Origin of the sequence: Shewanella psychrotolerans (assembly GCF_019457595.1) — a bacterium.
Lineage (GTDB): Bacteria > Pseudomonadota > Gammaproteobacteria > Enterobacterales > Shewanellaceae > Shewanella > Shewanella psychrotolerans.
In genome coordinates this window covers 3970374-3991422 of sequence record NZ_CP080419.1, presented here as the reverse complement: position 1 = coordinate 3991422, position 21049 = coordinate 3970374, and the positions used below count along the sequence as shown (strand labels likewise).

20 protein-coding genes are annotated in these 21049 nt (G+C 45.7%); 13 read left to right on the top strand and 7 right to left on the bottom strand.

Annotation, left to right across the window (positions count from 1 at the left end; genetic code table 11):
* Nucleotides 1–2 precede the first annotated feature (2 nt).
* A complete protein-coding gene (gene hemC, locus K0I62_RS17585; RefSeq protein ID WP_220069323.1) occupies nt 3–932 on the bottom strand; it encodes a hydroxymethylbilane synthase in 930 nt (309 codons plus the stop codon).
* 211 nt (nt 933–1143) lie between these two features.
* Here hemC and K0I62_RS17580 point away from each other — a divergent pair, with 211 nt between their 5' ends.
* Nucleotides 1144–3564 carry a class I adenylate cyclase gene (locus tag K0I62_RS17580; protein WP_220069322.1) on the top strand — a complete coding sequence of 807 codons (2421 nt, stop codon included), beginning with the start codon at nt 1144–1146 and terminating at the stop codon, nt 3562–3564.
* A 55-nt stretch (nt 3565–3619) separates the two neighbouring features.
* On the opposite strand, the gene cyaY is transcribed toward K0I62_RS17580, so the two are convergent.
* Nucleotides 3620–3952, bottom strand: coding sequence for an iron donor protein CyaY (gene cyaY / locus K0I62_RS17575; RefSeq protein ID WP_220069321.1), 333 nt, complete (start codon nt 3950–3952; stop codon nt 3620–3622).
* 461 nt (nt 3953–4413) lie between these two features.
* Here cyaY and lptM point away from each other — a divergent pair, with 461 nt between their 5' ends.
* From lptM to K0I62_RS17540, 7 genes are all read left to right on the top strand, one after another.
* Nucleotides 4414–4569: an LPS translocon maturation chaperone LptM gene (gene lptM, locus K0I62_RS17570; protein ID WP_258405038.1), complete on the top strand. Its 156-nt coding sequence runs from the start codon at nt 4414–4416 to the stop codon at nt 4567–4569.
* 4 nt (nt 4570–4573) lie between these two features.
* Nucleotides 4574–5818 carry a diaminopimelate decarboxylase gene (gene lysA, locus K0I62_RS17565; RefSeq protein WP_220069319.1) on the top strand — a complete coding sequence of 415 codons (1245 nt, stop codon included), beginning with the start codon at nt 4574–4576 and terminating at the stop codon, nt 5816–5818.
* 49 nt (nt 5819–5867) lie between these two features.
* On the top strand, nt 5868–6701 hold the full coding sequence (gene dapF / locus K0I62_RS17560; RefSeq protein ID WP_220069318.1) for a diaminopimelate epimerase: 834 nt from the start codon (nt 5868–5870) through the stop codon (nt 6699–6701).
* Between the two features lie 2 nt (nt 6702–6703).
* Nucleotides 6704–7342 (top strand): DUF484 family protein, encoded by a 639-nt coding sequence (locus tag K0I62_RS17555; RefSeq protein WP_220069317.1) that lies wholly within the window; start codon nt 6704–6706, stop codon nt 7340–7342.
* 4 nt (nt 7343–7346) lie between these two features.
* The gene (gene xerC, locus K0I62_RS17550) at nt 7347–8243 is read left to right on the top strand and encodes a tyrosine recombinase XerC (protein WP_220069316.1); all 897 of its coding nucleotides are present in this window, start codon (nt 7347–7349) and stop codon (nt 8241–8243) included.
* Nucleotides 8239–8961 carry an HAD-IA family hydrolase gene (locus K0I62_RS17545; RefSeq protein WP_434086856.1) on the top strand — a complete coding sequence of 241 codons (723 nt, stop codon included), beginning with the start codon at nt 8239–8241 and terminating at the stop codon, nt 8959–8961. Before xerC ends, K0I62_RS17545 begins: the two co-directional genes overlap by 5 nt.
* Nucleotides 8962–9055: 94 nt before the next feature.
* Nucleotides 9056–9628 (top strand): HupE/UreJ family protein, encoded by a 573-nt coding sequence (locus K0I62_RS17540; RefSeq protein WP_434086855.1) that lies wholly within the window; start codon nt 9056–9058, stop codon nt 9626–9628.
* Nucleotides 9629–9677: 49 nt separating this feature from the next.
* Here K0I62_RS17540 and ric read toward each other — a convergent pair whose 3' ends face one another.
* From ric to prmA, 5 genes are all read right to left on the bottom strand, one after another.
* Entirely contained in the window at nt 9678–10400 is a 723-nt protein-coding gene (ric, locus tag K0I62_RS17535) for an iron-sulfur cluster repair di-iron protein (RefSeq protein WP_220069313.1), read from the bottom strand.
* A 358-nt stretch (nt 10401–10758) separates the two neighbouring features.
* A complete protein-coding gene (locus tag K0I62_RS17530; RefSeq protein WP_220069312.1) occupies nt 10759–12285 on the bottom strand; it encodes a leucyl aminopeptidase in 1527 nt (508 codons plus the stop codon).
* Nucleotides 12286–12571: 286 nt separating this feature from the next.
* The gene (gene fis, locus K0I62_RS17525; RefSeq protein WP_011864135.1) at nt 12572–12877 is read right to left on the bottom strand and encodes a DNA-binding transcriptional regulator Fis; all 306 of its coding nucleotides are present in this window, start codon (nt 12875–12877) and stop codon (nt 12572–12574) included.
* Between the two features lie 17 nt (nt 12878–12894).
* Nucleotides 12895–13863, bottom strand: coding sequence for a tRNA dihydrouridine synthase DusB (gene dusB, locus K0I62_RS17520; protein WP_220069311.1), 969 nt, complete (start codon nt 13861–13863; stop codon nt 12895–12897).
* Nucleotides 13864–14014: 151 nt separating this feature from the next.
* A complete protein-coding gene (prmA, locus tag K0I62_RS17515) occupies nt 14015–14896 on the bottom strand; it encodes a 50S ribosomal protein L11 methyltransferase (protein WP_220069310.1) in 882 nt (293 codons plus the stop codon).
* Between the two features lie 345 nt (nt 14897–15241).
* On the opposite strand from prmA, the gene K0I62_RS17510 reads away from it, so the two are divergent.
* The 5 genes from K0I62_RS17510 (at nt 15242) to K0I62_RS17490 (ending at nt 21022) form a co-directional block, all read left to right on the top strand.
* A complete protein-coding gene (locus K0I62_RS17510) occupies nt 15242–15964 on the top strand; it encodes a fumarate reductase cytochrome b subunit (protein WP_258405035.1) in 723 nt (240 codons plus the stop codon).
* Nucleotides 15965–16115: 151 nt separating this feature from the next.
* Nucleotides 16116–16787, top strand: a complete 672-nt coding sequence (locus K0I62_RS17505; RefSeq protein ID WP_220069308.1) for a fumarate reductase cytochrome b subunit — start codon at nt 16116–16118, stop codon at nt 16785–16787.
* Nucleotides 16788–16833: 46 nt separating this feature from the next.
* Nucleotides 16834–18837: a fumarate reductase flavoprotein subunit gene (locus tag K0I62_RS17500; RefSeq protein WP_220069307.1), complete on the top strand. Its 2004-nt coding sequence runs from the start codon at nt 16834–16836 to the stop codon at nt 18835–18837.
* Nucleotides 18837–19568 (top strand): fumarate reductase iron-sulfur subunit, encoded by a 732-nt coding sequence (locus K0I62_RS17495; RefSeq protein ID WP_220069306.1) that lies wholly within the window; start codon nt 18837–18839, stop codon nt 19566–19568. Before K0I62_RS17500 ends, K0I62_RS17495 begins: the two co-directional genes overlap by 1 nt.
* 134 nt (nt 19569–19702) lie before the next feature.
* A complete protein-coding gene (locus tag K0I62_RS17490) occupies nt 19703–21022 on the top strand; it encodes an IS4 family transposase (RefSeq protein WP_220068122.1) in 1320 nt (439 codons plus the stop codon).
* Nucleotides 21023–21049 lie beyond the last annotated feature (27 nt).

The following is a 21049-nucleotide window of genomic DNA, read 5'->3' as shown; positions in this document are numbered from 1 at the left end:
ATTTACTTAGCGTATACAGCGTCTAAGATCTCCTTAGCGCCTTTAGCGAGTAATTCTTCAGCTAATGCGATACCCAAGGCTTCAGCATCTGTTTTAGCTCCAGTGGTGGTACCTTCGATAATCTGGCTACCATCAGGGTTGCCCACTAATCCGCGAAGCGTTAACGTCTCTCCAGTGATTTCTGCATAAGCACCAATTGGTACCTGACAACCACCCTCTAAACGTGTGTTCATCGCGCGTTCAGCGATAACTCTGTAGCGAGTTTCGAGATGTTCAAGCGGTGCAAGTAGTGCTTTAACACGCTCATCATTGGTGCGACACTCGATACCAACGGCGCCTTGCCCATTGGCTGGTAATGACTCTTCTGCGGAGATAAAGCTGGCTATCCGCGCCTCAAGTTTTAGGCGTTTAAGTCCTGCTGCCGCAAGAATGATTGCATCATAGTTGCCCGCATCCAGTTTAGCTAGGCGGGTGCCAACATTGCCTCGTAGGTCACGGATTTCTAGATCTGGTCGTGCGGCTCTAATTTGGCACTGACGACGTAAACTCGATGTTCCCACTACTGCACCTTGTGGTAACTCACTGATTGTTTTGTATGTATTTGATACAAAAGCATCGCGTGGGTCTTCACGCTCACAGATTACCTGCAGACCCAAGCCTTCAGGAAAATCAACAGGGACATCTTTCATTGAGTGAACTGCGATATCCGCCAGATCTTCAAGCATGGCGACTTCAAGTTCTTTTACGAATAAACCTTTACCACCAACTTTGGCTAGCGGTGTGTCTAAGATCACGTCACCTTTAGTGCTCATTGGAAGCAATTCAACGACTAACCCTGGATGAATCTTTTCTAGTTCAGCTTTTACAAATTCTGCTTGCCACATTGCGAGTGGACTTTTACGTGTAGCGATACGAATAACGTTTTGAGACATGCTCGATATTCCATCAATGGCCATAGTTGCGCTAATGCTAACATTGGTTTGGATCATATGTAAGAAACCACTGTTGATTCTTTGACATATACCCGTTTATCTAAAAAGTAATACAAATTAAAAGTGTGATCCGCCTCTCATTTACTTGCGGTTTTTCAATGAACTGTTTAGCATATTAACAGATAGTTATTTGGGATTAGGTGTTAACACTTTGAGTGAGCAAGAGCATTTTATTGAAACTGCCGATCGCTTAAATCAGGTCCGTTTTGCTCGGGCCTTAGCAATGCTTACGCCCTTACAGCGTCATCTTTTCTATTTGATTCCATTATTATTTCATTATCACCGCTCTGAGTACCCAGGTTATAATGGCCCGATGACGCCTTCAGGCGTTGCAAGTTATTTCCCTGAAGAAAAAGCAATAGAGGCGTGCAGCACATTAGGTTTGGCTGAGCCAGTAGTTGCGCATATTCAACAAAATGCTATTTATGGCGTTTACTCTATGGGAAGTACTGCCACTTTTGGTCAAAATCCCAAAAGTGATATTGATGTTTGGGTTGTATATGATCCTACCCTATCTAACGATGAACGACTTTTTCTGCAGCAAAAGTCTGCGCTATTGACTACCTGGTTTGCAAGCCATCAACTGGAAGTGAATATCTATCTGGTTCACCCCAAGCAGTTTTTAGCTGCCCATAAAGATGAAAGTAATCTTGGGGCTGCAATGGACTGTGAAAATAGTGGTAGTGCTCAGCACTGGTTATTACTTGAAGAGTTTTATCGCAGTCATATTTGTTTAGGTGGAAAACCTGTTGCGTGGTGGCCAGATGCAGCGACTCCAGATAGTCATATCTTTTTAGGTGATGTTAGAAATTTACCCGCCAGTGAGTATTTTGGCGCGTCATTGTGGCAACTTTATAAAGGACTTGATAAACCCCATAAGGCACTGCTTAAGGTTATGTTGCTCGAAGCTTATGCCAGTGATTATCCTGATACTGAACTAGTGACGAGCCAAGTATGGAAAAATACCATTGCAGGAGACTTCTCTGCATTTAATGATGCCTATTTTTTGCTTTATCAATCGATTGAACGCTATTTAAATCATAAAAATGATAAGCGTCGGTTGGAGATTGTACGTCGCTGTTTCTATCTTAAATGCGGTATCAGGCTTACGGTTGCAGATCATCCAAAAGACTGGCGCTATTTTAAATTACAGTATTTAGTTGATAGTTGGGGGTGGTCAGAGAATCTACTGAGCACGTTAGATCAATGTGCTACCTGGCATTGTGGTCAACTGCAGTGGTTTAACGAACAACTTAATGAACTGATGCTTGGCAGTTATCAAACACTACTGCGTTTTGCGTCAGAAAATAAACTCAGCGAGAGCCTAAAAATCTCTGAACTTGGGTTGTTGACTCGTAAGCTTCATACTTACTTTAGCGATAATAATGAGCAGATCATTAGGTTGAACCGGCTCTGGAGTGGTTCAATTGCTGAACCCTATTTGACCGTCATTTATAGCCATAATACTCAAGAGTTTTATCTCTATCGCTGTCCTCCTGAATCCAAAAACTTTATGGGTAATCGCGCTGTTTATCACTCACATAGTAAAGCTAAGTTACTTATTTGGGCGACCTTAAATGGTGTCTCTACCATAAATACTAAATGGTATGACTTTGGTGGTAATCATTGGCATAGCAAACAACTGACTAAAGCCGCAAGACGTTTGCCAAACATGTTGAAGGAAGGTGATTGGCGAGCTTCAAAGTTGGATCTGTGTAAGCCTTGGCACTTTAAGAAAATGATTTTTTTGATCAACTTTAATAGTGATTCAACGGTGAGTTGGCGGGGGCAGGAGATTATGGTGGATTATATGAATGCCAATATCTTTGCGCTGGGCCGAGATAATATCAATATGTTGCAATCATTGGACGTCATTAGCCAAAACAGTTGGGGCGAATGGCACTGTCATCGATTTGATGGCAAGCAAGCGATCCTTGATGCGTTGGTTTATATCACCCCTGGAATGCAGAGATCTACAGGTGACGTCGAAGTCGGAGTGGTTAGCTGTTCTACTCGCCTGGCTAGTCAATTTGAACGTACAGTGACTCAGCTAGTACGTCGAGCTCAATTGCTCAGTACTAAGGTTAACAGTTCATCTACAATGGTGCATCCACTGCAGGTAGGAGAGATAAAGTACGGTCTTTTCTTTAATTCGAAAGGAATGGTGTATCAAGATCTGAGTGATTCTAAAGCTTTTTATCAAAAATTATCTAAGAGACGAATATTAGAATTGCCCCGCCCCAATTTAGGTAATGAACCTTTTAGCAAAATCCCTGAGGTGATCCAAGAGTATGCCGCTATTGGGGCTATTCAATATTTCTTGCGCCAAGTGGAAGAGGGGATAGATGTGTTTGTTTTGGATGAAAAAAATGATATTAATCATTATGTTCAGCCAGGGAGTAACCTCGATGAGTTAGTTAGCCAGGTTAGCCATCATCATGCATTTGCAGAGTCATATATTGAGAAAGAACGCTTTAATTTACCGCAGTTTTTTAGATTAGTGCGAATAGATGGCCGACTCACAGCGTTACCGTTTGGGGTTAATGTTGATGAGGCCGCTGTCGAGTTTTAGCGGTGCGCTTCTCTCGTTCTGAGCGAGTGGCACACCGCTTATTCATTCACGCTGATTAGAGCTTGAGATCGATACCGCCTTGACGTCGAATCGACTCAATTACAAACGGCATGAACTCACCGGCGTCGCCGCGTTCATCAAGCCATTGTTCATCAATATAGGAAAAATGATAACCACCAAATTGGGTGGCAACCCAGATTTGATGCAAGGGTTCTTGCTTATTAATGACTATTTTAGAGCGATCTTGAAATTCGAGCTGTAATACGTTTCCAGAGGCATCGATATCAATGTCGGCGTCTTGTTCATCGATAGCATTTTCTATGGCATCTTCTATCGCTGTAAACATTTCATCAGCGAGCTTATGGTACTCGGAGTCAGTCATTGCCATGGCAAAGATCCTTCAATGGAGTGGTTTTCTGAACCAATATAGTAGCAACGGCACTCTTGATGCTCCATAGATTTTTAACACATTAGGCCATAACGGATAAAAATATTCATATTGATGAATATTTGGCTCATATCTGCTTGACGTTTTAGGGTTATCTCTGCAAACATCAGAGGCCGTATACCTAAGCCAGTCTGTTGGCTTATATCGCTGTCTGGGTCTAGGTTTTTATCTCATTATTTTGAGATAGGCTTAGGTAGCTGAGGTGATAAAACATCGTTTTTTAGCGGTTTTTGTGGTTTTTTATGCTGTTTTGCTAAAAATAACCTATTTTGTGTGAGTTAATCATGCATCTAACAAAGATGGTTTAGGTATATAAAAACTCTAACCGATAGATAAACTGTGGCGTATTAACCTCGTCGCTTATTGTCCCTTAAATTCCGGAATGTCTGATGTTGAGAAATATGAAGCTGATTTCACTAGTGCTGCTGGTTGGTTTGTCCATGGTGGCTTGTGGTCAAAAAGGGCCATTGTACAAGACGCCAGAGGTGCAAGATAATCAATCCTCACAGCAACAAGATAAGCCCGCAGAACCAGCGACAACACAGAAGAAGGATTAACACAGTGGATTACTTTCTCTATAAAAATAATGAGCTTTATGCTGAGCAGTGTCCGGTTGCGGAACTGGCCCAACGCTATGATACGCCATTGTATATCTATTCTCGTGCTACGTTAGAGCGTCATTGGCATGCATTTGATCAAGCGGTGGCTAACCATCCGCATCTTATCTGCTATGCAGTTAAAGCTAACTCAAACTTAGCGGTTTTAAATGTATTAGCGCGTCTTGGCAGTGGTTTCGATATCGTGTCTGGTGGCGAGTTAGCCAGAGTGATTGAAGCCGGTGGCGATCCTAATAAGGTGGTATTTTCAGGGGTGGGTAAAACTGTCGCAGAGATGGAGATGGCACTTAAGCTTGGTATCTACTGCTTTAATGTTGAGTCTGCTGCAGAGTTAGAACAGCTTAATCTTGTTGCACTGCGACTGGGTAAGATAGCGCCGGTTTCACTGCGTGTTAACCCCGATGTCGATGCTGGCACTCATCCCTATATTTCAACAGGGCTCAAAGAAAACAAGTTTGGTATCGCGATGGAAGATGCCGAGCGGATCTTTGTGCGCGCGCATCAGTTACCAGGACTTGAGGTTAAAGGCGCTGATTGTCATATTGGCTCGCAGTTGACTGAAATCCAGCCTTTTCTTGATGCAATGGAAAGGATGTTAGGACTTATCGATCGCCTTGCTGAGCAAGGGGTTATCATTTCTCATCTCGATGTAGGCGGTGGTTTAGGGGTGACTTATGATGATGAGCAGCCGCCAGAGCCTAGCGACTACGCCGCAGCTCTGCTTGATAAGTTACAAGGTCGAGATCTCAAGCTTATTTTCGAACCAGGACGGGCTATTGCGGCCAATGCTGGCATTTTCGTTACTCAAGTACTTTATTTAAAAGAAAATAGCGACAAAAATTTTGCTTTAGTTGATGGAGCGATGAATGATTTAATAAGGCCTTCACTCTACAGCGCTTGGCAAAATATCATTCCGGTAAAGCCAAGAGAAGGTGTCGCTCTCAACTATGATATCGTTGGCCCAGTGTGCGAGACAGGTGATTTTCTGGGTAAAGATCGCATGTTGAATCTGCAAGCCGATGATCTGCTTGCTGTGCGTTCATCTGGAGCTTATGGTTTTACCATGTCATCGAACTATAACTCTCGCCCACGTGTTGCTGAGGTCATGGTTGATGGCGATAAGCATTATTTGGTGAGAGAGCGAGAAAAAGTATCGCAACTGTGGCAAGGTGAACAACTGCTGCCGTAAACTGGGGCAAGTGAAAGTTAGATAGATCGTTATTTTAAGGAAAACTCTTTTGATCCTATTCACCAAAATGCATGGTTTAGGCAACGACTTTATGGTGGTCGATGGCGTGACCCAAAACGTCTATTTTTCGCCTGAGCAGATAAAGCGCTTGGCTAATCGAAACTTTGGCGTGGGTTTTGACCAGCTATTATTGGTGGAGCCTCCCTATGATCCCGAGTTAGATTTTCATTATCGTATTTTTAATGCCGATGGTAGTGAAGTGGAGCAGTGCGGTAATGGCGCGCGTTGTTTTGCGCAGTTCGTTAGAACGAAAGGTTTGACTAATAAGCAAAAAATTAAGGTTAGCACCGCTTCTGGTAAAATGACCTTACGCTTAGAGCGCGACGGAAATGTTACCGTCAATATGGGCGTGCCTATTCTAGAGCCAAATCGCATCCCATTTAGTGCCAAAAAAGTAGAAAAAACCTATTTGCTACAAACCGAGCATGACAGCGGTATTCAGACATTCTTGTGTGGTGCGGTTTCTATGGGGAATCCCCATTGTGTGCTCGATGTTGAAGATGTCGATAACGCAGAGGTGGAAACGATAGGTGCATTGCTTACTAACCATGAGCGTTTTCCCAAAGGGGTAAATGTGGGTTTTATGCAGATTATCAATAGTGGTCATATCAAACTGCGAGTATACGAGCGTGGTGCCGCTGAGACCTTAGCTTGTGGTAGTGGTGCATGCGCTGCTGCCGTTGTTGGACAGTTACAAGGAAAATTAGATCGTCGTGTGAGAGTCGATCTGCCTGGTGGCACTCTTACCATTAACTGGGAAGGTGAGGGCAAGCCTTTATGGATGACGGGACCAGCGGAACATGTTTACGATGGACAGATATAGCAATGAATGATGCCATGAATAAAAAAACGGAATTACCTTTCGATGAGATATTGATCCGTGAGTATCTGCTCGATAATCCAGATTTCTTTAGCCGTTATCCAGAGTTATTGCTTGCGATGCGTATTCCTCATGCTGAGCGTGGCGCAGTGTCTCTTGTTGAGCGTAAACAGGAGATGCTAAGGGCTAAAGTTGCCCAGCTTGAAGAGGAGATCACATCTTTGTTATCGATGGCGTCGCGTAACGAAAAAATCTTCATGTTTAATACGGCTCTGTCTCTTAAGCTGCTGCAGGCAGAAGATCTAGGTGAACTAAGACAGCTGTTATCAGTTGAATTAAAAGAGCAATTCCAATTTACTCATGTTCGCTTAATCACAGTGCATGATATTGATAGTGATCTATCCCATATCTGGAGTGATCGCTTAAAGCAGGGGTACTATTTCGGTCGTTTGACTCAAAATGAGTCGAAGCGCCTATTTGGTTGTGATGTCGGCTCTGTTGCGCTATCTCGTTTGTCGGAGCAATGCGGACAAGTGATTTTTGCTATCGCCAGTGCCGATCCTATGCATTTTCATCCCGACATGGACAACCTGTTGTTAGACCAGCTAAAACAGTTACTCGATCACCTGCTGCCAAAGCTTTGATCTGATGACATCAGCACATTGGCTTACGCGCTTTGAAACTTATCTAGCTTCAGAGCGCCAACTCTCCTCTCATACCGTTCGTAACTACTGCTTTGAGCTACAACGCGTGGAAAAACTATTGCCAGCTGATATGGGATGGCATCAAGTCACTGCTGAAGAGCTGCAAGCTGTACTTAATAAGCTACATCGCCAAGGCCTTGGCGCACGTTCAATCGCGCTGTGCTTATCGGCCATCAGGCAATTTTTTTATTATCTGCTGCAGGAATCGCTAGTCACTCTTGATCCATCGGCAAACTTAAATGCGCCAAAACAGGGTAAACCACTACCGAAGAATATGGATCTTGATTCGGTTACTCACTTGCTTACCATCGATGATGACTCGCCGTTAGCGATGCGAGACAAAGCAATAATGGAGTTGTTTTATTCATCAGGGTTACGACTTGCTGAGCTCGCCGCGCTAAATACCTCAGATATTAACTACAATGAACAGCAAGTTAAGGTGATGGGCAAAGGTAGTAAGGAACGAATTGTTCCGATTGGGCGTATGGCGATAGAAGCGATAGCGCTATGGTTGTCTATTCGGTTAACTTTGCCCTGCGAAGATGATGCCTTGTTCGTGACGGCGAAAGGTAAACGCCTTGCACATCGCTCTATTCAGGCACGTTTAAATAAGTGGGGGCAAGAGCAAAGCTTAAGCATGCATGTACATCCGCATAAGTTAAGACACTCATTTGCGACCCATATGCTGGAATCGAGTGCCGATTTACGTGCAGTTCAAGAGCTATTAGGTCATGCAAATTTATCCACGACCCAAGTATATACCAGTCTCGATTTTCAACATTTAGCTAAAGTGTATGATGGTGCTCACCCGAGAGCAAAAAAGCGAGGTAGTAATGATTAATGTCTCGATTCGTCTCCGTCCTTTTAGTGCCATCAGCTTCGATCTGGACGATACCTTGTATGATAATCGCCCCATCATCATGGCCGCAGAGCAGCGGCTACTTCATTACCTTACAGAGCATCATCCGCCAACCCAAGCCTGGGGGCTAGAGGATTGGCAAGCGCTCAAGCGTCAGCTAATTAAGCAGTGTCCCTCGCTGGCTCATGATACCTCGGCGTCGCGTCTGGTGACTTTAGAGCAGGGGTTGATGATTTTAGGTTATACCAAGGCCGAGGCGGCCAAAGGCGCGCAGCTGGCGTTAGCCTATTTTGTTCGCCAGCGCTCCGATTTTGTTGTCGCCGATGAGGTATTAGGCAAGCTAAAAAGACTCGCCGAGTGCTATCCGCTGATTGGTATTACCAATGGTAATGTCGACGCTCACCGTATCGGTTTAGGAGAGCTATTTGAGTTTGTGCTGCATCCTGGTAATGGTACACGCATGAAACCCTATCCAGATTTGTTCTATCAGGCCTGCCATCGTCTCGACATAAGCTGTGATCAGCTATTACACCTAGGTGACAGCTTTAAGGCCGATGTTCAGGGTGCCCGTCGCGCCGGTTGTCAGTCAGTTTGGCTTAATCCGGCTGTGGGGCGGGAACCATTGCCTGCCGCCATGGGACAGTTACCCCATATCACCTGTAGTAAACTGGATGATCTATTGGTGCTATTTGACGCCTAGGTCGTAGCATTCATTTTTTGTCACTTATCACAGTCGTTTAGGTTGTTTTGATCTATTGTCTTTTATCTGATTTCAAGGATTGAGAGGATAAATGATGAAACGGTTACTGCCTGTGTTGCTCGCGGTTTGGGCGCCGTCCGTGTTTGCTCATGAGATCACTGACGGGGCAGGTTTTATGACGGGATTCAATCACCCCGTACTCGGATTTGATCATCTGTTGGCCATGTTGAGTGTGGGTTTGTTGAGTACTCAGCTTGGGGGACGGGCGATTTGGACTGTGCCTTTAGCTTTTATGGCCTTCATGTTATTTGGCGGGGTATTGGGGCTCTATGGTGTTGCGCTGCCCTTTGTGGAGTTAGGCATTGCATTGTCTGTAGTGCTACTCGGCTTGGCCATTGCTTTAGGTAGGCAGATTCCTCTGTTGCTCGCCATGGGGTTTGTCGGTCTGTTTGCTATCTTTCATGGTCATGCCCACGGCGCCGAGATGCCAGCGCTGACTAGTCCGGTGCTTTATGCCTTAGGTTTCCTCAGTGGCACCGCCGTTATCCACCTGCTTGGCGTGTCGCTCGGCTTCATCATGCAGCAACTCAGCCGTAAACGGCCCCTGCTGCGTCTTAGTGGCGGCGCCATCGCTTTAATTGGTGGCTATCTGATAATGGGCATCTAAAGCGCTTTGTTGAGGTGATCCGATAATGGAGCACCTCAAAATTCGGCGATTAAATGGCCAATGCCTTAGGGAAGAGAATGTTGTTTTCGACGTGTATGTGCTGTTGCAGGTCGGTGGCAAACTCTTCCAGGGTGGCGTAACAGATACGCCAGGTGGTGCAGGCATGTGCTGGCGGCGTAAAGTCGTTGGTGAGGGTTCTTAGGCGCTCAATAATTTCACTCGCTTGGTCATGCTCATGTTCCATGGCGTTGATCGGATTACCGATATGACCGAAGCAACCGTTGACCTGTTCACCATTTGCCATAGCGCGAATGGCTGGAAAGAGGATCTGCTCCTCTTTCATCAGATGTGGCATAAGATCTTCGATCAGTGCGCGTATCCAACCTGCGAAAGGTTTAATCTCGTCATAATGCTCGCCATGGGCGCGTACCATCTTCTGGCTATATTCAATTAGTAGTGGAGCTTTTTCTCTGACGAAACTGTGATGGGTCGCTTCGATGTAGTCGAGCAGTTCTGATAAAGGTAACTGATCTAAACCTTGCTGCTTCTCGCCTTCGATTCCGAGTGCCATTAATGCTTCAATGAGTTGCGCTTCATCGACGTCAAAGCGCTTAATTGCGCGCTCTAGAGATATCCCGCCCCCACAGCAAAAATCGATACCAAACTGGCTGAACAGATGTGCACTGCGAAAATCATTTGCAACAATTTCGCCAACGCGAGAGGCAAGTAGGTGTTCTTTAGTTTGAGGCATGTGGTGCTCCGATATTTGCATGAGTTTAAGTGACTGCTTAAAGCTGCATGTTATTTACGTATTTTGTTTGCCTCAATGATTACCTGAGTAAAATGCTCGGGTAATCACACTTTTCTCCATAAAATATCTCAATCTAGGTAGAGTCAAATGTTGCGCTTAGCGTGTGCGGTTTGAAACGCCACGACTTAACTTAGTGCTGATACCTATCTTGTATCGCATGGGGCACCAGCGCTGTGAGAGTAAGCACACTCGTCATAGGCAAGCTAGCGATGCTAGAGGTTAGGCACTGAAAATACGAGCTTAAAGCGTGATAAAGAAAAGCCCTACAATGTAGGGCTTTTCTATGAGTCTTAGTAAGGGTTAACGTTATTGCTAAAGCTTACTGAGATTGACTCATGATCCAGTGGCTTAATAGACGCACACCATGGCCGGTGCCGCCAGCGGGCGTAATGCCTTCATCTTTGGCTGCGAGTGCGCTACCCGCAATATCAAGGTGTGCCCATTTGGTCTCGCCGCTAAATTGCTTTAAGAACACCGCCGCAGTGGTCGCGCCGGGGCCGCCATAGCCCGCATTTTTGAGATCGGCAATCGGGCTCTTTAACAGATCTTCATAGGCCAAAGGCAAGCGCCATAGCTTTTCATCAACGGCGCTACCTGAGAAAGTTAACTCATCGACTAAAGTGTCATCGTCACTAAATACCGCGGTATAACGTTTCCCTAATGCCCTTACTTTTGAGCCTGTTAAGGTGGCAATATCTACCATCACTTTAGGTTGGTAGTGTTTTCGCGCGTACCACATGCCGTCCGCAAGGATGAGTCGCCCCTCTGCATCAGTGTTGAGTACTTCTACACTGAGTCCTTCAGCCGTCATCAGTACATCACCGGGGGCAAAAGCGGTATCTGAAACCATGTTTGCCGCCATAGGCATCACGCCGACCACATTGGCTTTCGCTTTTTGCAGCGCCATCGCCTTAATCGTGCCGAGTACCGCTGCTGCGCCTGCCATGTCAGATTTCATGCGTGATATGGAGTCGCCCGTCGCTTTGATGTTGTAGCCGCCAGAATCGAAGGTGATGCCTTTGCCGACTAATGCGATAGGCGCATCGTGATTACCTTGCCAATGGGCAATGACTAAGCGCGATCCCGCTTGTGAGCCGCGACCAACTGCATGGAGTGCACCCATGCCTAATTTTTCAATTTGCTTGGCATCTAAGATGGTGATCTTGACCCCTAATTTTTTGAGTTCTTTTGCAGCGTTGGCAAAATCGACTGGCGTCATGGCACTTGGCACCTCAGAGGTGAGGTCACGTGCTAGAAATACCCCTTTTTCAATGGCGGCGAGTTGCTGGTATCTATCAGTCGCTGCGCTAGGGTTGGCAACGCTTACCGTATAGTGCTTTTCGGCAGGCTTTTTCTCGGTGAGATATTTATCGAACTGATAAGCGCGTAGGTTAATTCCGTGAGCCAGCTCGGCGGCGAAATTGGCGTTGCTCATCCCATTGCTTATGCCTGTTGTCAGTAGGTGGATATTCTCATTATCAGTGCTGCGCAAGTGAGCGGTGATCTCTGCGCCGAGTTTATTGATGTCACCAGGCTGCTTTGCTTCACCAACACCAACCACAAGTAAGCGTTTAGCCTTAATACCGTGTGGCGATAAAATTTCAACGAGTTGTTTTGCCTCGCCGCTAAAACCTTGCTGTGCTAGTGCATTGGCAATCTGTTGCTCAGACAGATCATTAAGCTGTGCGAGTTGAGGGGAGGTGTGTTCACCCGCTTGAAAGGCGACTAAGGTGTCGACTGTTTCAGGCTGATGGTCGATAAACTGAAAGGTTTCAGCATTTGCAGCCCCAATATTGAGTAGGCTAAGGCATAGTACAGAGGGTAAAAGAGTTTTTTTAGTTAGCATAATTGTCTCTATGTGGAGGCGTTTCATTTTTTAGTAAATATTGCGAGTGATTTTCATATGCTTTGGGGGGATAACTCATCGCCTGTCTTGTAACAAGTGAGCTAAATATCCCTAGCATGCATCACAAGGTTTGCTAGTGTACAAAATGAAAATTAGCCGAAGCTGAAGAGGTGCCAAGTGCCAGGATATGTGCGGACGGTAGCGCTGGGATGGGGGAAGTCAGAAAGAAAAACGGGCTTCTCCTTAAGGAAAAACCCGTTTAAATACAGCCAACTAAGATTAATTCTTAGTTCATGCCATACTTTTTCAATTTTTTGCGTAGCGTACCACGGTTGATACCTAGCATGTTGGCAGCGCGAGTTTGGTTGCCACGAGTGTGTTGCATGATGATATCTAGTAGAGGTGCTTCAACTTCACATAACACCATTTCGTAAACTTCTTCAGCTTCTTGGCCGTCCATTTGAGCGAAAAAGTTAGTTACTGCGCGCTTTACTGCATCACGTAGTAGCTGAGGCTTGATAGTTCCGTTAGCGGTTTCGATTTTGCCTACGGTAAGCTGATGAGCTTCTGGTTGAGTTGTCTGATCAAACATTCGTATTCTGCTCTTTATTAATTCTGTACTAATTCATCAAAATAACGTTCCAACATGGAACATTGTTCTTCAACAGTTTCTAGCCGATTAAAGTCGGCTCTAAGTTGTCTCTGCGCTTCTTGGCTGAGATACCATCCAACATGCTTTCTGGCGATACGCAAACCTTTGTATTCACCATACAGTGCATATAAGTCTTTGAGGTGTTCCTGCATCACTTGACGCATTTCGTCCACTTCGATGGGCGCTAGCTTATTACCTGTTTCCAAGTAATGTTGGATTTCTCTGAACACCCAAGGTCGTCCTTGAGCACCTCTTCCTATCATTAGAGCATCTGCGCCAGTATGATCGAGCACAAAACGTGCTTTTTCTGGGGTGCAGATATCTCCGTTAGCAACAACGGGAATAGAGACATTCTGTTTTATAGCGGCAATCGTGTCGTACTCAGCATTACCCTTGTACATGCATTGTCTCGTGCGGCCATGAACGGCTAATGAGGCAATGCCACAATCTTCGGCTATTTGGGCTATATGAACACCGTTACGATGTTCTGGTGCCCAACCAGTGCGAATTTTCAGTGTAACTGGGACATCCACTGCGGCAACGACAGCTTGCAAAATCGCTTTTACTTGCTCTGGTTGCTGTAGTAGCGCTGATCCAGCCAGCTTCTTATTCACCTTTTTTGCAGGACATCCCATATTGATATCGATGATCTGTGCGCCTTGTTGTACGTTGACAACGGCGGCATAGGCCATCATATCTGGATCTGCACCTGCAATCTGTACTGAGCGAATCCCATCTTCACCAGCGTGTGCCATGCGCTGACGGCTTTTATCTGTATCCCAAACCTCAGGATTCGATGAAAGCATCTCTGATACGGCTAAGGCTGCGCCATAGCGTAAACAGAGGTTTCGAAAGGGTTGGTCGGTGACTCCTGCCATAGGAGCCACGATCAGCTGATTTTTCAGTTGATAGGGTCCAATCTGCATTTATCATTACACCTTGCGCTTCAAAGGGGCGCTATAGTACGCCTTTTTCAAGCCGGTGAAAAGGTCAATAAATGACCTGAGAGCAACTTTTTTACTTGACTTTTGCATGTTGAGAAGTCAATTGCGGCCTTGAGGCCGCTGGCGTTTACCGTTATTTACGGGTGCCTGTCAAGCGACTCCAATCTTCTTTGTGAGCGGGCGCGTCCATGTCAAACCATTGGGCATAGTGTTGACTAATTTCATCAGCTTGCTCTTTGAGTAAACCTGAAAGTGCGAGCAAACCACCCGGTTGCACCTTTTCTGCAATTAGCGGGGCTAGTTCTCGAAGTGGTCCTGCTAAGATATTGGCGACTAAAACTTCTGCTTTAAGATCGGCTGGTTGATCTTCGGGTAGGAACAGCGCGAGTTTATCTGCGACACCATTACGTTCAGCGTTTGCTTTAGAGGCATCGATAGCTTGATAGTCGATATCAATGCCGGTGACTTTTGAGGCCCCCAGTTTTAGTGCAGCGACCGCAAGGATGCCCGATCCACAACCAAAATCGATCGCTTCTTTGCCTTCAAGATCGAGTCCATCTAGCCATTCTAAACACAGCGCCGTGGTTGGGTGGGTGCCGGTGCCGAAGGCGAGGCCTGGGTCTAACATTACATTGACCGCTTGTGGGTCAGGCACTTCACGCCAGCTAGGACAGATCCATAGACGACGGCCAAATTGAATAGGGTGGAAGTTGTCCATCCACTCACGTTCCCAGTCTTTATCTTCGACTTGCTCTATTTTATGGCTAAAGTCTGCGCCTAAGTATGGTTGTAGCTTTAGCATTTCAACGATAGGAGTCAGGTCATAGTCGGCTTCAAATAGGGCGGTTAACACTGTGTGGCTCCACAGTGGGGTTTCGCCCAAGTTTGGCTCATAAATAGGCGTGTCTTTACCATCTTCATAGGTAATAGACAGTGCGCCAAACTCCATGAGCAAGTCGCTTAATTGGTCGGCATGTTGGTTATCGGTATCGATTTTTATCTGGATCCAGGCCATGGGATCTTCTCTCTTAGGTCATTAATGGCGTTATTGTAAACCATGCGGCAATTAAAGGTAGAATGATCTGTTATCGATATTTACAGTCTTTTGAATAGAGCTGTAGATTCAACTGGTTATCAGTTGAGTTTTTCAGTATCTGTTTTGTTTGAATTGATCGTTTAAATGCATGATTAACATTGGTAAATTGGCTTTACCTATGTTTCTATTTCTGAAACTGTTTGTGATCTTAGTCAAATGTTTGAGCTGCTATTGGTGAGGTATGTCACGCTTTGGTTTCCTGATGATTTTATGGTTTTCGCATACTGCTATGGTGTAGATCCCGACACTAGGCGCTGAATGAAAATGAATCCAAAAAGCATGCAATCTCATCATATCCATTACGCTTCGCTTGGAAGCCCATGGTCTGCTCTGGCCGATAAACTACAGAGTGCGACTGGCATTATGCTCGGTTGTTTTTTATTGGCTCATCTTCATTTTGAATCGAGCATTTTGCTGGGTAAGGAAGCCTTCTATCATGTGGTGCAGTTTTTGGAAGGGGGCATGTTCAGTTCGACGGGTCATGGCATGCCAATAGTCACCAAAGTGTTTTCTATTTTTATCATGTTGGTGGTCATTGTTCATGCTGCGGTAGCCTTGCGACGTTTTCCTGCGCAATTGGGCCAGTGGCGGGCATTAAGGCGTCACATGCATGGTATTCATCATAAAGACAGTCACGCTTGGTTTTGGCAATTAGCCACTGGATTTATTCTGTTTTTCTTAGCCCCTGTACATATTTTTACCATGATCACCAACCCCGAGATTGGCCCCTATCTTTCGGCAGAACGGGTATACCATGCTAATGCTTGGCTGCTTTATATATTGTTGCTTCCTGCTGTCGTGATCCACGCCATGATAGGTTTGTATCGCGTTACGGTGAAATGGGGTTTTACTGCCAATCGTAGTGGCGTGCGAAAAATAGCCAAATTTTTGATTATTTACTTGATTACTATCGGGTTACTTAGTTTGCTTTCTTACATCATGATTGGCCGTCAGCTGACTTTACCTATCACACCATTCGTTCCCTAATTGTGGTCTACACTCAGTAGATTAGCGTTTTGTGAATTATCAGACGGTGTTTTGATCTATCGCACGGTTTACATTGGATTCGTGAGAGACATTAGCATTAAGTGTTTCATATTTTATATAAACCGTGTTGCATACCCAGTAGGGAGAAAATATGTCGTTGACTCGTAACAAACAGAACTTAAGTGGTTGGCTCGATATCAGTCAGAGTCTTACGGGCGTGATTCTGACGTTATTTTTATGGACACATTTAGTCTTAGTCTCATCAATTTTACTTGGCGCCGATGCAATGACTTTTGTTGCTAAAACCATGGAGCTGAGTTTTCTTAGTGCCGATGGTCATGGTTATCCCTGGGTCGTGTCGACCATAGCCGTTGTTGTTGCTGTGCTAGCACTTATCCATGTGTTAGTCGCTGCGCACAAGATGCCGCTTAACCTTGCTCAACAGCGGGCGTTACGCAAACAGATGAGTGTCATTCATCATGACGATACCAAGCTATGGGTGTGGCAAGCGATTACTGGGGTAGGTATTTTTCTACTATTACCTGTTCATTTATGGCTAATAGGCAGCGCGCCAGAAACGATTGGCCCGACAGGCAGCGCTGAGCGTATTTGGAATGATGGTGTATGGATGGTGTATGTGCCATTGCTGCTCTGTGTCGAGCTTCATGCCGCTATTGGCATTTATCGAGTTGCGATTAAATGGGGAGCGGAAAGAGCGCTCAACAATCGATCACGGATTAAAAAAATAAAAACCATAGTAAGTGTTGTATTTGTGGTGATTGGCATTGCGTCATTATTGGCCTTCTTGCCCTACGCCAGTTAATCGATTTGAACGTAATGTGATCTCTCATTCCTCGTAAGGAGCAAGTGTGAAACTGATATATACCGATTCTCTAGTCGTTGGTGCTGGATTGGCAGGATTAAGGGTCGCCATCGCGTCGAAAGAGCGCGGCTTGGATACCCTGGTACTATCGCTGATCCCCGCCAAGCGTTCGCATTCGGCCGCGGCCCAGGGAGGCATGCAGGCCAGTCTGGGGAATACCGTTAAAGGCATGGGAGATGATGAGGACGTACATTTCCAAGATACGGTAAAAGGATCGGACTGGGGGTGTGATCAAGAGGTCGCACGCATGTTTGCGCATTGCGCGCCTAAGGCCGTCCGTGAATTGGCAAACTGGGGCGTGCCCTGGACTCGGGTGACTAAAGGTCCTCGAGATGTGGTCGTTAATGCGCAGAAGGTAACTATCGAAGAAGCAGAAGAAGCACATGGATTAATTAATGCCCGTGACTTTGGTGGAACCAAGAAGTGGCGTACCTGTTATACCGCCGATGGCACGGGGCATTCGTTGTTATATGCGGTCGACAATAAAGCTATTTCGATGGATATTCCGGTGCATGAACGTATCGAGGCATTGGCTCTTATCCATGATGGTAGTCGATGTCATGGGGTGGTCGCACGTTGTCTCATTACTGGCGAGTTAAGGGCATATATCGGTAAATCGACAACCATAGCGACCGGCGGTTATGGGCGTATTTATGAGGTCTCCACCAACGCAATTATTTGTGAAGGTATTGGCCAGGCATTAGCCCTTGAAACTGGCGTTGCCAAGCTGGGTAACATGGAAGCGGTGCAATTTCATCCCACCGCAATTGTGCCTGTGGGGATTTTGACTACCGAAGGCTGCCGTGGTGATGGCGGCTTATTACGTGATAAAGATGGTCATCGTTTTATGCCAGATTATGAGCCTGAGAAGAAGGAGTTGGCCTCTCGGGACGTAGTATCACGGCGGATGACCGAGCATATTCGTAAAGGTAAAGGGGTCGATAGTCCTTATGGGCCTCATTTATGGCTGGATATTACCCTGCTTGGTCGCAAACACGTGGAAACTAACCTGCGTGAAGTCAAAGAGATCTGCGAGAACTTCTTAGGCATAGATCCCGCTAAAGATTGGATTCCCGTGCGCCCGACCCAGCACTATTCAATGGGGGGGATCCGTACCGATGCCACAGGTCAAAGCCCGCAGCTAAAAGGGCTGTTTAGTGTTGGTGAGGCCGCTTGCTGGGATATGCATGGCTTTAACCGTTTAGGTGGGAATTCTCTGGCTGAAACTGTGGTGGGTGGGATGATCATCGGCAAATATGTCGCTGACTTCTGCGAGCAAAATACCTTAGAGATCGATACTGCACTGGTGGACAAGTTTGTCACTCAAGTTGGCAGCGAAATTGATGATCTGCTTGAAGGTCAGGGCAGTGAGTCTGCTTTTGATATCAAGCGTGAGATGCAGCGTATCATGATGGACTACGTTGGTATTTTCCGTAATGGTCCCGAATTACAAAAAGCGGTTGAGCAATTACAAGCCCTGTTGCTGCGTTCACGTAATATCGGTTTGAGTTGCAAAAAACGACATGCCAACCCAGAGCTAGTCGAAGCTCTAAGAGTTAAACGTATGCTCAAGGTGGCGCTCACGGTTGCCTGCGGTGCTGAGGCGCGTAACGAAAGTCGTGGTGCTCATGCTCGTGAAGACTTCCCACAACGTAATGATAAAGATTGGCTTAATCGAACACTCTCTAGTTGGCCAAATCATGATGCTACGCTGCCCGAACTTGATTATGAGCAACTTGACGTGATGAAGATGGAGTTGCCACCGGGATATCGTGGCTACGGGATCAATAATGCGATTGCGCACCCAGACACTGAAAAGCGTGAGCTGCAGATCACTGAAATATTAAGTGGCTTAGGGGAAGACGCCGATCGCTATGAGCGGCAGCGGGCGATAATGCCTTTTGATGTTCCGCCTTCATTAAAAGAGAGAAATGAGCGTTTACACGATAAGCAACTTAAAAGTAGTCAACAGCTTGGAGATAAAAGCTAATGAGCCAGGGGCGTACATTAACCTTTAATATTTTTCGTTATGATCCGCAAGAGCCTGGCGATAAGCCCAAGATGGTCAAATATCAGCTTGAAGAAGCGCCAGGTATGACGGTGTTCATTGCACTCAATATGCTCAGGGAAAAACAAGATCCGTCATTGCAGTTTGATTTTGTCTGCCGTGCTGGGATTTGTGGCAGCTGCGCCATGGTGATCAATGGTTATCCAACATTGGCGTGCCGTACACTCACCAGCAAATACCCTAAAGGTGAGATCACCTTGATGCCACTGCCCGGATTTGAGCTAATAGGCGATCTTTCGGTGAATACTGGTAAGTTTATGCGTGAACTCGCCGAGCGCTTGAAACTATGGTTGCACCCCAAAACTGATGAAATAGATATTCATCGTATCGAAGCGCCAATGGCACCTGAAGAGGCAGCAAAGCTGTATGAGCTTGAGCGCTGCGTCGAGTGTGGCGTGTGCGTCTCGGCCTGTGCAACTAAGCAGATGCGCGACACGTTTGTGGGGGCGGTTGGGATGATGAAAATCGCCCGCTTCGAACTCGATAGCCGTGATGCCCGTAGTGTAGAAGATTTTTATCATGTTATCGGCAATCAAGATGGGGTGTTTGGCTGTATGACGCTACTCGGCTGTCAGGACAACTGCCCTAAAGATCTGCCACATATGCAGCAAATTGCATATCTACGTCGTAAGATGGCTACAGCTTTGGTTTAGCCTACTTGTTCACTATCCAGTAAAAAGCCTGCTAAATGCATAATGCCGATCAGTTAATGCCAATATGATCGGTTGACTGATCTTTAAAAGCCGTCAAAATCCAGTACAGACTCTTGTTTGTACTGGATTTTTTAATGGAACTTTCTGAAGCTTTAGCGCGTACTTCTATCAATCGACCTACTGAGTTCACCAATCTTGGGGAGCTTCTTTGTCCAGAGCTTATTCAAAACTGTTTACAATCCAATGGTGTAGCCACGCTTCGTAAGCGAAAATTACCTATGGAGTCTATGATTTGGGCTGTTATCGGCATGGCTTTATTTCGGGGGGAGTCCGTTAGGCAACTGATTAATAAACTGGATATTATCCTCCCAAATAAGGTCGATTATGTTGCTCGAAGTGCTGTCACTCAGGCAAGAAAGAAATTGGGCAGTGACGTTGTAAAAGATATTTTTCGACAGACTCAAAAGAGATGGAACATGCTGGCTGAGCATCCACAATGGTGCGGCCTTAATCTTTATGGCGTGGACGGTGTCGTCTGGAGAACCCCTGATACACCTGAAAACGATAGCGCCTTTTCTCGCACGAGCAACCAATCGAGTAATGCTTCCTATCCTCAAGTTCGCATGGTGTGTCTAATGGAACTCAGTAGTCATCTGTTAGTCGACTCATCTTTTGGGAGTGTAGCTGAAAATGAAATGGCATTAGCCGCTAATCTCATCAACAATACGCCGGATAACAGTTTAACCCTGTTCGACCGGGGCTTTTACTCGTTGGGGTTATTACATGACTGGTCACAAGCTGGCAGTAATAGACATTGGTTAATGCCATTGAAGAAGAATACACAATATGAAGTGGTACGTTCTTTAGGGCGACAAGATAAGCTTATCAGGCTAACCACAACCCCTCAATCTAGAAAGAAAAGGCCTGATTTACCTGAGTTTATGGAAGCACGTTTACTCACTAAAACAGTGAAAGGAAAAACGCTGCAAATCATCACTTCACTCACAGAGCCAATGCGTTATCCATCAGGTGAAATCGTTGATTTATATGCACATCGATGGGAGATAGAGTTGGGGTACAGAGAGATGAAGCAGTATATGCTTGAAACTCGGTTTACACTCAGAAGTCAGCTTCCGGAATTAATTAGGCAGGAGTTGTGGGGAGTCCTTCTTGCGTATAACTTGCTGAGATATAAGATGGTATTGATGGCACACTCATTAAAAGGGGTCTTCCCTAACCAATTGAGTTTTAGAGAAGCGTCGTCGCATATTATTTTTAAACTATCCCAACTTCCTAGCATATCTCCCGGCAATATTCCTAAGGTAATCTTTGATATAGAAAAAAATGCAAAACAGTTTGTTTTAGAAGGAAAGAGGGAGCGTAGTTATCCTAGAGTGTTGAAGTGTTCGAAGGACCGATATCCCATAAAAAAGAAAGCCGTTCACGTTAAGTGAACGGCATTATGCTAAATGCAGGCTTTT